Below are 12,546 nucleotides of genomic sequence, written 5' to 3' on the forward strand. Positions count from 1 at the left end.
ATTATCCTTTAATTCTTCTTTTTCTATTGTTCTCGTAATCTTCAAATATCATTTCGCCCAATCCCTTCAATCCTGTATAAAATGCTTTACCTCTATTCGCTTGGGTAAACTCCCTAACAAATCTCATCAAGTATGGATCTTCAGCAATCATAAATGTTGTAATTGGTATATGTAATCGCCTTGCTTGTTGAGCCATTGCATAGCATTTATTAGTTATGTATGGATCAAGTCCATTACTGTTTTTATAATACTGTCCATCTGGCATTCGCAAGCAACTTGGTTTGCCATCCGTAATCATAAAAATCTGTTTGTTAGTGTTACGCTTACGTCTAAGCATATCCATTGCCAGCTGCAAACCAGCCACGGTATTAGTATGATATGGTCCTACTTTAAGATATGGTAAATCCTTAATTTTAATGGGCCAAGCGTCATTTCCAAAAACTAAAATATCTAGAGTGTCTTTTGGGTATCTAGTCATTATCAATTCAGATAATGCCATGGCAACTTTTTTTGCTGGTGTAATCCTATCTTCACCATACAAAATCATACTATGACTAATATCAATCATGAGTACAGTACTCATTTGACTTTTATGCAAAGTCTCCTCAACAACCAAATCATCTTCAGTGAGATTAAAATCACCAACGCCATGATTTATTTGAGCATTTCTAAGACTTTCAGTCATTGACACTTTTTCTAAGGCATCACCAAAATGATAGGATCTAAATTCACCTGTATGCTCATCTCCAATTCCAACGCCTTTACTCCTATGATTTCCAGAACCACTCCGTTTTATCTTACCAAAAATATGTTCAAGAGCCTGTTTGCGTATGGCTCTTTCCGTTTTTTCAGTAATTGTTAATCTGCCCTGCCCATCTCCATCACCTGTACCTTCCTCATCAAATTCTTCACGTATATAGCCTCTATTTTTTAAATCTTCTATGAAATCTTCGATAGTATAATCTGGTGTTGTTAGGTTGTATTCTTCATCCAACTGACGCAACCAATCAATAGCTTCATCAAAATCACCTGAAGTATAAGTTATGAGTTCTTTGAAAATCTCAAAAAGTTTATCAAATGGAGACTGATTCGGAGCTTCATATTGCTTAAAAACAAATCCGGATTTTTTCAACTTCTCTTTCATATGAGTATAAAAATACTGCTTTTTAAGACGCTGATGAAAGCATTAACATCTCTTTTAGAAATACGAAATTTCTTTTCCTTAATTTTATCAAAAACTAACCTAATTTAGAATGAAAAAACTTTTCTCTCTTGTTATGCTCTTAAGCGTAACACTTCTCACCGCACAAGAATTATCAATGGACATGCTTAAAAATATGGCACCAAGAAATATTGGTCCAGGTGGCATGTCTGGTCGTGTCACCGCAATTGATGTAGTCCATAACAATCCTGATGTAATGTATGTAGGAACGGCTTCTGGTGGCCTTTGGAAATCTACCTCTGGAGGCATAAAATGGGACCCGGTTTTTGATAATGAGCTTACTGCATCAATAGGAGCAGTGGAAATTCAGCAATCAAACCCAAGTGTTATTTGGGTTGGTACAGGAGAAGGAAATCCTCGTAACTCCTTAAATGGTGGTTATGGTGTCTACAAGTCCCTTGATGGTGGTAAAACTTGGAATGCTATGGGTCTAGAGAAAACACGTCACATCCATAGAATTATAGTGGACCCTACAAATCCAGATATTGTTTATGTTGGCGCCATTGGTTCACCTTGGGGCGAACATCCTGAGCGTGGTGTTTTTAAAACTACCGATGGAGGTAAAACTTGGAATAAAATTTTATTCGCAAATAACAAAACTGGTGTTGCTGATATGGTAATGGATCCAACCAATCCAAACAAATTATTTGTTGCAATGTGGGAGCATAAGCGTGACCCTTGGTTTTTTAATTCTGGAGGCAAAGGATCTGGGTTGCATATGACTCATGATGGTGGTAAAACTTGGAAAAAAATTACAGATGAGGATGGACTGCCAGAAGGTGATTTAGGAAGAATTGGTGTGGCCATAGCACCTGGTAAACCAAATATTGTATATGCCCTTGTTGAAGCCAAGAAAAATGCACTTTACAAAAGTGTTGATGGTGGGTTTAAATGGCAGAAAATCAATGACAAAAATGATATTGGCAATAGACCTTTTTACTATTCTGAAATCTATGTAGATCCACAAAATGAAAACAGAGTCTATTCAGTTTTCACCTATGTAAATGTTTCTGAAGATGGCGGTAAAAATTTCAGCCAGTTAATGCCAGCCTATGGTGTGAGTAATGGTGTACATCCAGATCACCATGCGTGGTGGATTCATCCCGAAGATGGAAGTTTTATGATAGACGGAAACGATGGCGGGATGAATATTACCAGAGATGGAGGTAAAACCTGGCGTTTTATTGGCAACATACCTGTTGCGCAGTTTTATCATATTGCTGTGGACAATGAATATCCTTATAACGTATATGGCGGAATGCAAGACAATGGATCTTGGCGTGGACCAGCCTATGTTTGGCGAGCACAAGGGATTAGAAATAGCTATTGGCAAGAAATTAGTTTTGGCGATGGATTCGACGTAGTGCCAGACAGAGACGATTCAAGATTTGGATGGTCCATGAGCCAACAAGGGTTTGTGAGTAGATACGACTGGCAAACTGGAAATAACTACTCGGTAAGACCAACACATCCTGACCCAGATGTTAGGCTGAGGTTCAACTGGAACTCTGCAATAAATATTGATCCTTTTGATAATAGCACCATATACTTTGGAAGTCAATTTGTACATAAATCAACAGACAAGGGTGAGACATGGACCATAATTTCTCCTGACCTATCAACTAATGATCCTGAAAAACAAAAACAATCAGAAAGTGGTGGTTTGACGATGGATGCTACTGGCGCTGAAAACCATACTACTATTTTAGTAATAGAACCCTCACCTGTTGAAAAGGATATGCTTTGGGCAGGAACGGACGATGGACGTGTTCATTACACAACAGATGGAGGAACACAGTGGATAGAGGTTACGAAAAACATAAAAGGTTTACCTCAAGGAAGTTGGGTTGCACAAATAAAAGCTTCTAATAAAAATAAAGGAGAAGCACTTTTAATTGCCAATGACTACAGACGCTTTAATTATACACCATATGCCTATAGAACCAAAAACTATGGTAAAACTTGGGAGCGTATTGTAGATGAGAATGATGTTCAGAGCTATACTTTGGCTATAGTTGAAGACTTAGAAAATCCAAATCTCATGTTCTTAGGTACTGATGATGGACTTTATGTTTCTATTGATGCAGGTGATAAATGGACTAAATGGACAGAAGGATTCCCAACAACCTCAGTAAAGGATTTAGTAATTCACCCTCGTGAACATGATTTGGTAATTGGCACATTCGGTCGAGCCGCATGGGTTTTGGATGATATTAGACCATTAAGAGAAATGGCTAAAAACCCATCTGTAATCAACTCAAACATCAAACTTTTTGATACTCCAATAGCATATCAAGCTGCTTATCAGCAACCAACTGGTAGTCGCTTTGGTGCAGATGCAATGTATCAAGGCGAAAATCGTCCTGGTGGTGCTAGGCTATCATATATGTTCAATAATAAGGACGCTGTGAAGTCGGACATAAAGGATAATGCGAAAAAAGCTGATAGAAATGTTAGTGATAAAAAAGTAGATATAGAGAAAGCAGTGAAATGGGATTCGTTAACATTAAAAATCTATGATGGTGACAGACTAATAAGAACCCTTAAACGCAAAGCCCCAAAAGAAAACGGTATTCAAAAATGGACTTGGTATATGGATGAAGCTGGTGTTGACAGACCATCTAGAAGAGTTAGACCACGACGCGGTGAACCTGGTGGTGTAGTTGTAAAACCAGGAACTTACAGAGTAGTTTTACATTATGGCGACCAATCATCTGAATCTAATATAAAAGTTGCGTCAGACCCAAGATTAGAAGTATCACAGAAGAATATCGATGAAGTCTATGCAGCAGCTAAAGAGCTAGAAAAACTACAAAAATCCTCTGCCGATGCTGTTAAACAATTAACTGAAAGTAAAACCATTGCAGAAAAGTTTAAAAAAGATCTAAGTAAGTTAGACAAAGAAGGATTTAAAGATCAGATTAAAGAATCAAAAGAGATTGTAAAAGCAATTGACAGTTTAATTGACAAATATTTAGGTAAGGTAGATAAGCGTCAAGGTATAACTAGAAATCCTGAAGTAACACCTCTTCAAAGACTAAGAACAGCTGCCAGCTATGTATTTAATAGCCAAAATGGATTAACTTCTACAGAAACTGCATTGATTAAACATGCAAAAGATGCTTTAGATAAGTTGTTTGGAGAAACTAATAATTTCTTCAATACGGATTGGAAAAGCTATCAAGAAAAAATGTTGCAAGTAAAAATGGACCCTTTTAAAGATATTAAACAGTTTGGAATAGATTAGAATAATTATCATTAATTAAAAAGCTGTCCAAAATCATCCAATAATGTATTATGGACAGTTTTTTTATGGGTATTATCAACTAGTTTCAAAAGGACATACAACTATCTTAAGGCCTTTAGTTCATCTATGTTACTTACACCTAATTGTACCATATTATTCTTTAAATCATCATTAATAATATGAGCTACATGGTCAGGGCCATACTTATTTAATGCTGCAACACCGTACAAAAATGGACGTCCAAGCATAACGAAATCAGCACCTAGATAAATGGCGCGCATCACATCTAACCCAGTGCGGATACCACTATCGAAAAGAATTGGCACTCTCTTATTTACAATATTTGTAATATCTGGCAATGCTTCAATGGAAGCTGGTGCACCATTAAATTGACGTCCACCATGATTTGACATCCAAATTCCATCCAGACCAATTTCAATAGCTTTCTCAGCATCTTTTGGGTGCAAAATCCCCTTTATTAAAACTGGCCCATCCCAATAGTCTTTTATAGCATTACAGTAATCCCAATCTAGAGTACCTCCTAATCGATTTCCCACAAATCCACTAACAAATTTAAAATCGGTTTGCTCAGAATAATCTTGAATTGTACGAAGTCTTGGCAACCCTCTTTTAAGGGTGTTATAACTCCATTTTGGATGCTTTATTCCATCCCAAATTAGACCTGGCGTAATTTTAGGTGGCATACTCATACCAGCTCGTTTAGTGCGTTCTCGCCTACTTGCCATTGGCACATCTGCTGTGACTACGAGAGTGTGAAATCCTGAATTCTTAGCTCTGTCTAATAATGCAAAAGCCAAGTCTAAAGATTTTGGCGGATATAATTGAAACCAACCTTGTCGACCAACGATTGGACCAACACGTTCAGGTGTTTCAGTCGCAACAGTGCTTAGGCAAAATGGCATTTGAAGTCGTTTTGCAGATTTAGCAAGTATTACTTCTGCTTCTGGCCAAATTAAACCTGTTAAACCGACTGGAGAAATACCAATAGGACTAGGATAAACTTTATCAAAAAGCTTAGTGCTTATGTCAGCCTCTATATGACCCTTACAGAATTGGGGTGTGAATTGAATGTTTTGAAAGGCTAGCCTATTGCGTTCTAGTAAAGCTTCATCACCTGTTCCAGATTCTAAATACTCCCAAGCTACATGTGGTATACGTTTCTTCGCTTTTTTGGCCAAATCCTGAATCGCAGGAAATTGATTTGAATACTCTGTTTGGTATTTGCGATACTTCATGAAAGCTAATTAAGGATAGATTTATTCTATCCATTTAAGACTTCCATAGTCTTCAATTTTTATCTGTTTTCCTTTTGTGGAAATAAGACCTTCCTTTTTAAATTGTGATAAGATTCTAATGGCTGACTCTGTTGCTGTACCTACTATGCTTGCATAGTCCTCTCGAGATATTACAATATTTAAATAATCGTCAGCATCGGTTCCGAAATTATCATGTATGTACATTAATATTTCGGCCATTCTACGCTTTACTGATTTCTGAGCCATATTTACTAATGAAATATCAGAATCTTTTAAGTCGTTAGCCATTTTCTTTAAAACATCCATTGTGAATTTTGGATTCTTGGCTAAGTCTGCCATGATCTCACTTTTTGGAATAAAACACATTTCCATATCATTAAGTGCAACAGCACTCAAATTGGTTTTCTGCTCAGTAACCAAAGATCGTTTACCCAATAAACCTCCTTTCACCACAAGTTTAACAACTTGATCCTTTCCGTTTTCGCTAAGCTTAGTTAGTTTACATACACCATCTTTAACACAGTAAACACCATTTAAGGTCTCTCCTTCTTCAAAAATAACTTGACCCTTCTTGTAGATTTTACCAGTTTTACAGGCCGATACTCTCATTAGCTCCTCTCTTGTCAAGGATTTTAAAGAATTAAATTCCTTAACAATACAAGATTCACATTTACTCATACCAATTGATTTTGTGACGATATCAAATATAAGAATTACATGACAAATATCATATTTTAAGTATTATTATAATGCCACTTTTGTTACAGGTATAATTGAGCAAATTTTAAATGGTAAATAACTCCTGTTTTCATTGTGGTGATGATTGTGGTAGTCACCCAATTTCTTTTCAAAATAAATCATTCTGTTGTAACGGTTGTAAAACTGTATTTGAGATTTTTAACGAGAATGAGTTGACTTGTTATTATGATATGGGAAATTCTCCTGGCGCTATTCCTAAGGAAATAGAAGGCAAATACGATTTCTTATCACAAGAAAACATCATTGAAAAACTTACAGATTTTAGAAGTGATACTTTAGAAATTGCTACACTTTATATTCCACATATCCACTGTAGTTCTTGTATTTGGATTCTTGAAAACCTAAACAAACTCAATGAAAACATCTCTGATTCTCAAGTAAACTTCGGAAAGAAAACAGTTAGAATTACCTATAATTCTATTGCTTCAAATCTTAAGGAAATTGTTTTGCTATTGAGTTCAATTGGTTATGAACCATACATTAGTCTTGATGATTTTAGCTCTGGTAAAAGCCATATCAATAGAACACTAATCTATAAGCTGGGTGTAGCTGGTTTTGGATTTGGCAACATCATGTTTTTATCCTTTCCTGAGTATTTTGAAATCAATGAGTTTTGGTTAGAGCAATACAAACATATGTTTAGATGGTTAATGTTTGCACTTGCCGTACCAGTTGTGTTTTATTCTGCTCAAGATTATTTTGTTTCAGCTTATAAAGGTCTTAAGGCAAAACTACTTAACATAGATGTTCCAATTGCCTTAGGTATTACGGTACTCTTTTTAAGAAGTACCATTGAAATTGCCTTTGACTTGGGTTCTGGGTTTTTCGATAGTCTGGCTGGGTTGGTTTTCTTTTTATTAGTTGGCAAATTTTTTCAACAAAAGACCTATGATTTTCTTTCATTTGAACGCGATTACAAGTCGTATTTCCCAATTGCCATTACCAAAATTGACAGTAGTGGTAACGAAACATCAATACAGGTATATGATATTAAAAAAGGTGATAGGTTATTAATAAGAAATGAAGAACTCATACCTGTTGATGCTATATTGATTAAGGGTAATGCCAAAATTGATTATAGCTTCGTTTCTGGTGAATCTCAAACCATAAGCAAGCAATCAGGTGATAAATTATTTGCTGGTGGCAAACAAACTTCAGGAGTTATAGAACTTGAAGCCGTTAAATCGGTTGAACAGAGTTATCTAACTCAACTTTGGAGCAATGATATCTTTAGTAAAAATAAAGAAGATCAGTTTACAAACATTACTAATACAATAAGTAAACATTTTACGATAACAATTCTTTCCATCGCTGTTATTGCAACCAGTTTTTGGTTGTTTACAGAACCAAGTAAGGCCATGAATGTATTTACGGCTGTTTTAATTATTGCATGTCCGTGTGCGATAGCACTTTCTGCTCCATTCACATTTGGTAATCTATTGAGGATATTTGGTAAACTTAAGTTTTATATTAAGAATGCAAGTGTCTTAGAGCAACTTGCCCAAATAAATACCATAATATTCGATAAGACCGGTACTATTACCTCAAATAAAAGTAGTAATGCTGTTTATGACGGGTTAACACTTTCCCAAAATGAAAACTTGGTATTAAAGAATTCTTTAAGGGGATCAAATCATCCCCTTAGTAGAACCCTATACAATCTATTAGACGAACACAATATTGTTACATTAGACAATTTTGAAGAACATGTTGGCAAAGGAATTGAGGCCAACCACAAGGACATCAATTTGAAAATTGGCTCTGCTAGTTTTGTTGGAAAGACTGAACCTGCTTCTTCGTTGAATACGACGGTACACATAAGTAGCAATAATGTATATAAAGGAAAATACACCTTTTACAATAGCTATAGAAAGGGTGTTTCAAAATTATTCAACCTTCTAAAAAAAGAATTTGATTTAGTTATTCTTTCTGGTGACAATGAAGGTGAACGCGAGAATTTAAAGAAATTATTACCATCAAAAACCAAGTTGATTTTTAATCAAAAACCTGATGATAAACTAGATTATATTAACTACCACCAAAATGAAGGAGCAAAAGTACTAATGATCGGTGATGGTTTAAATGATGCAGGTGCTTTGGCCCAAAGTAATGTTGGTATCGCAATATCAGAGGATGTCAATGTTTTTTCACCAGCATGTGATGCGATTTTAGATGCTTCAAAATTAAATTGCCTATTTGATTATATCAAAGCATCACAATCCGCCATTAAAATCATCAAATGGAGTTTTGTATTGTCATTCATCTATAATGTCATTGGATTATATTTTGCAGTTACAGGTCAATTGGCACCTGTAGTTGCTGCCATTTTAATGCCTTTAAGTTCTATAAGCATAGTAGTATTTACGACTGTCTGTACCAATTTGTTAGGAAGAAACTTAAAATAAATTACGTGATATGATAAATGTCATGTTTTTAAAAAAAGTATGAAATTATTTTTGAACCATAACTTCAAACAGGTATGAGTGTTATATATATTGTTTTAACAGTAAGCGTCATTGTTGGCATTGCCTTCTTTGTCGTTTTTTTATTGGCTGTAAAATCAGGCCAATATGATGATAGTTATACGCCATCAGTGCGTATGCTGTTTGAAGATGAACTCGTAAAAGGAAAATCTAAAGATTCAATAAAATCAAAAACTGACTAATTTATTAAATATGGAAATGCAACAATTTTACTACGATAACAAAATCGTTAAAAAATTCCTTTACGCCACCATACTTTGGGGAGTTGTTGGGATGCTTGTTGGCCTAATATTGGCCTTTATGTTTTTATTCCCAAACATGACCGACGGTATTTCTTGGCTAAGTTTTGGACGCCTAAGACCGTTACACACTAATGCAGTGATTTTTGCCTTTGTAGGTAACGCAATTTTCGCTGGTGTTTATTATTCACTGCAGCGTCTATTGAAGGCCAGAATGTTCAGTGATTTATTAAGTAATTTTAATTTCTGGGCATGGCAATTACTAATTGTCGGCGCAGCAATTACATTGCCGTTAGGTATCACAACATCTAAAGAATATGCTGAATTAGAGTGGCCATTTGATATTGCCATCGCTTTAATTTGGGTTGCATTTGGTGTAAACATGATCGGTACAATATTAAAACGTCGTCAACGTCATTTATACGTTGCTATTTGGTTTTATTTAGCCACGTTCGTAACCGTTGCGGTACTCCATATTTTTAATAGTTTAGAATTACCTGTTAGTGCATTAAAGAGTTATTCAGTATACGCTGGTGTGCAAGATGCACTGGTACAATGGTGGTATGGACATAATGCGGTAGCATTTTTCCTTACAACACCGTTCCTAGGATTGATGTATTACTTTGTACCTAAAGCTGCAAATAGACCTGTTTATTCTTATAGACTTTCTATTGTTCACTTCTGGTCCTTAATTTTCATTTACATCTGGGCAGGACCTCACCATTTATTATATACAGCTTTACCAGAATGGGCACAACATTTAGGTGTTGCATTTTCCGTTATGCTAATTGCGCCTTCTTGGGGTGGTATGATTAATGGATTATTGACATTGAGAGGTGCCTGGGATAAGGTTCGTACAGATCCTGTTCTTAAATTCATGGTTGTAGCTATAACTGGTTATGGTATGGCAACCTTTGAAGGACCAATGTTATCACTAAAAAATGTAAATGCCATTGCTCACTTTACCGATTGGATTATCGCTCACGTACACGTTGGTGCACTTGCATGGAATGGATTCTTGGCATTTGGTATGATATATTGGTTAATACCAAGATTATTTAAAACCAAACTGCATTCTGTTGGATTAGCTAATCTGCATTTCTGGATTGGCACATTAGGTATCATACTTTATGCATTACCAATGTATGTTGCTGGATTCACACAAGCAAGTATGTGGAAACAGTTTAACCCTGATGGAACATTAGTTTATGGTAACTTCTTAGAGACTGTAACTGAAATTATTCCAATGTATTGGATGCGTGCCATTGGTGGTACATTATATATCACAGGTATGTTAATCTTAGTATACAACGTAATTATAACAGTTGTAAGATCTGGTAATAAAGTTACGGACGAGCTTGCCGAAGCACCAGCACTACAACGTGTTTCAAAAAGTAGAGTTGCAGGAGAAGGCTGGCACACTTGGTTAGAGCGTAAACCAGTATTGCTTACTATTTATGCTACTATCGCAATTTTAATTGGTGGTATAGTACAAATTGTACCAACAATAGTTGTAAAATCTAATATACCTACTATTAGTAGTGTAAAACCATACACTCCTTTAGAACTAGAAGGTAGAGATTTATATATACGTGAAGGTTGTGTTGGATGTCACTCACAAATGGTAAGACCATTTAGAAGTGAGGTTGAAAGATATGGTGGTGAATACTCTAAGGCTGGAGAATTTGTTTATGATCACCCATTCCTTTGGGGAAGTAAACGTACAGGACCAGACTTACATAGAGTTGGTGGCAAGTACTCAGATAACTGGCACTTTAACCATATGTACGACCCACAAAGTACGTCGAGTGGTTCCATTATGCCTGCATATCAATGGTTAATTAGAAATGAGCTAGACAAATCCATGACAGAGAAAAAAATGGAAGCTATGGTGAGTCTTGGTGTTCCTTACACGGATGAAGAAATTGCCAATGCGCAACAAGCTATGTTAGAACAAGGAACTGAGATTGAAAAGAACTTATATGCTGATCCAGACTTTGTAAAAGCATATGAAGCAGATAAGGCTTCCGCAGGTGAAGGATTTGTAGAAATGCGTAATAGAGAAATAGTAGCAATGATTGCTTATCTACAGCGCTTAGGAACTGACATTAAAGTCAAGGATATGATTAACAAAACCGCTCAAAACTAAACGATCATGCTAAAATTTGTAAAAAACCATATGGAAAGTATAACTGGTATAGAAATTTACCCGATTATATCGCTCCTTATATTCTTTATATTCTTTGTAGTCTTATTCTATTGGGTATTTACTGCAAAAAAAGAATACATAAAAACAGTCAGTAATTTACCATTAGAAAACCATCAAAACGATACAATATCATGAGACATTTAATTCCATCATTCATAAGAGTTCCAGTGGTGTTTTTCATCATTGTAGGACTTGTAGAATACTTCGTAGATTCTGGTGATCAACCAGCATTTATGGAACAGCCAATAATAATGCTATTCTTATTATTAGTGCTACTTATCCTTTTAGCCATTGAGGGTATAGTGGGTTCAATGGACAATATTTTGTATCAAAGTTTAGATGAAGAGGCAAAAGCAAGATATGATTCTAAACGCGCAGAGCCTTCTAAATTAACAGTATGGGTTAAAGATACCTATCAAAAATTACTTGGTTCCAAACCTATTGAACAAGAAGGTGAAATTATATTAGATCATAACTATGATGGCATCAAAGAGCTTGATAACAATTTACCGCCTTGGTGGTTATACGGCTTCTACGCAACCATAATTTTCGGTGTAATATATATGGTTCGCTATCATGTCTTAAATGCTGATGATCAATTTGCTGAATATGAAATTGAATATGCCGAAGCACAGCGTGCTATAGAAGAATACAAGAAAACCGCTAAAAACCTAGTAGATATAAATACGGTAGAAATTTTAACCGAAACTGCTGATTTAAATGCTGGTCAGAAAGTATTTGAAGCCAACTGTGTTGTTTGCCACATGGCAGATGGTGGTGGTGGTATTGGACCTAATTTAACAGATGAATATTGGATACTTGGTGGTGGTATCAAAAATGTGTTTAAAACCGTTTCAGAAGGTGGTAGAGATGGAAAGGGTATGGTCGCTTGGAAAGCAAGTTTAAAACCGTTAGAAATAGCACAGGTTTCAAGTTATTTGCTTCAATTCCAAGGCACAACACCTGCGAATCCTAAAGATCCTGAAGGTGATATTTGGGTAGATGAATCTGCAGAAAGTACAGACTCAGCAACAGATGAAGCGTCTGAAAGTGAAGCAGAATCAACTGAAGAGGTTGCAGAAGCTACAACCGTTGCATCAAACAACTAAA

9 protein-coding genes are annotated in these 12,546 nt (G+C 35.7%); 6 read left to right on the top strand and 3 right to left on the bottom strand.

Annotated features, from left to right (window positions below; genetic code table 11):
• Position 1: 1 nt before the first annotated feature.
• Positions 2-1,144: a vWA domain-containing protein gene (locus LBV24_RS09490; RefSeq protein ID WP_224478409.1), complete on the bottom strand. Its 1,143-nt coding sequence runs from the start codon at positions 1,142-1,144 to the stop codon at positions 2-4.
• A 109-nt stretch (positions 1,145-1,253) separates the two neighbouring features.
• On the opposite strand from LBV24_RS09490, the gene LBV24_RS09495 reads away from it, so the two are divergent.
• Entirely contained in the window at positions 1,254-4,469 is a 3,216-nt protein-coding gene (locus tag LBV24_RS09495; RefSeq protein WP_224478410.1) for a VPS10 domain-containing protein, read from the top strand.
• A gap of 101 nt (positions 4,470-4,570) precedes the next feature.
• Here the strand turns inward: LBV24_RS09495 and LBV24_RS09500 are convergent, their stop codons facing one another.
• On the bottom strand, positions 4,571-5,725 hold the full coding sequence (locus LBV24_RS09500; RefSeq protein ID WP_224478411.1) for an alpha-hydroxy acid oxidase: 1,155 nt from the start codon (positions 5,723-5,725) through the stop codon (positions 4,571-4,573).
• Positions 5,726-5,746: 21 nt separating this feature from the next.
• The gene (locus tag LBV24_RS09505; protein WP_224478412.1) at positions 5,747-6,424 is read right to left on the bottom strand and encodes a Crp/Fnr family transcriptional regulator; all 678 of its coding nucleotides are present in this window, start codon (positions 6,422-6,424) and stop codon (positions 5,747-5,749) included.
• 110 nt (positions 6,425-6,534) lie between these two features.
• Here LBV24_RS09505 and LBV24_RS09510 point away from each other — a divergent pair, with 110 nt between their 5' ends.
• The 5 genes from LBV24_RS09510 (at position 6,535) to LBV24_RS09530 (ending at position 12,545) form a co-directional block, all read left to right on the top strand.
• On the top strand, positions 6,535-8,910 hold the full coding sequence (locus tag LBV24_RS09510; protein ID WP_224478413.1) for a heavy metal translocating P-type ATPase: 2,376 nt from the start codon (positions 6,535-6,537) through the stop codon (positions 8,908-8,910).
• 74 nt (positions 8,911-8,984) lie between these two features.
• Positions 8,985-9,170, top strand: a complete 186-nt coding sequence (gene ccoS, locus LBV24_RS09515; protein WP_224478414.1) for a cbb3-type cytochrome oxidase assembly protein CcoS — start codon at positions 8,985-8,987, stop codon at positions 9,168-9,170.
• A 10-nt stretch (positions 9,171-9,180) separates the two neighbouring features.
• Positions 9,181-11,376, top strand: a complete 2,196-nt coding sequence (gene ccoN, locus LBV24_RS09520; protein ID WP_224478415.1) for a cytochrome-c oxidase, cbb3-type subunit I — start codon at positions 9,181-9,183, stop codon at positions 11,374-11,376.
• Between the two features lie 6 nt (positions 11,377-11,382).
• Positions 11,383-11,571 (top strand): CcoQ/FixQ family Cbb3-type cytochrome c oxidase assembly chaperone, encoded by a 189-nt coding sequence (locus LBV24_RS09525; protein WP_224478416.1) that lies wholly within the window; start codon positions 11,383-11,385, stop codon positions 11,569-11,571.
• The gene (locus LBV24_RS09530) at positions 11,568-12,545 is read left to right on the top strand and encodes a cbb3-type cytochrome c oxidase N-terminal domain-containing protein (RefSeq protein ID WP_224478417.1); all 978 of its coding nucleotides are present in this window, start codon (positions 11,568-11,570) and stop codon (positions 12,543-12,545) included. The genes LBV24_RS09525 and LBV24_RS09530 overlap by 4 nt, the downstream gene beginning before the upstream one ends.
• Position 12,546: the final 1 nt, after the last annotated feature.

This window comes from Winogradskyella vincentii, from assembly GCF_020166345.1.
Taxonomy (GTDB): domain Bacteria; phylum Bacteroidota; class Bacteroidia; order Flavobacteriales; family Flavobacteriaceae; genus Winogradskyella; species Winogradskyella vincentii.

Excerpts from the sequence above, each read along its gene's own strand:
- LBV24_RS09490 (WP_224478409.1), bottom strand. The coding sequence starts at position 1,144 with ATGAAAGAGAAGTTGAAAAAATCCGGATTTGTTTTTAAGCAATATGAA.
- LBV24_RS09530 (WP_224478417.1), top strand. The coding sequence starts at position 11,568 with ATGAGACATTTAATTCCATCATTCATAAGAGTTCCAGTGGTGTTTTTC.
- LBV24_RS09495 (WP_224478410.1), top strand. The coding sequence starts at position 1,254 with ATGAAAAAACTTTTCTCTCTTGTTATGCTCTTAAGCGTAACACTTCTC.
- ccoN (WP_224478415.1), top strand. The coding sequence starts at position 9,181 with ATGGAAATGCAACAATTTTACTACGATAACAAAATCGTTAAAAAATTC.
- LBV24_RS09510 (WP_224478413.1), top strand. The coding sequence starts at position 6,535 with ATGGTAAATAACTCCTGTTTTCATTGTGGTGATGATTGTGGTAGTCAC.
- LBV24_RS09500 (WP_224478411.1), bottom strand. The coding sequence starts at position 5,725 with ATGAAGTATCGCAAATACCAAACAGAGTATTCAAATCAATTTCCTGCG.
- ccoS (WP_224478414.1), top strand. The coding sequence starts at position 8,985 with ATGAGTGTTATATATATTGTTTTAACAGTAAGCGTCATTGTTGGCATT.
- LBV24_RS09525 (WP_224478416.1), top strand. The coding sequence starts at position 11,383 with ATGCTAAAATTTGTAAAAAACCATATGGAAAGTATAACTGGTATAGAA.
- LBV24_RS09505 (WP_224478412.1), bottom strand. The coding sequence starts at position 6,424 with ATGAGTAAATGTGAATCTTGTATTGTTAAGGAATTTAATTCTTTAAAA.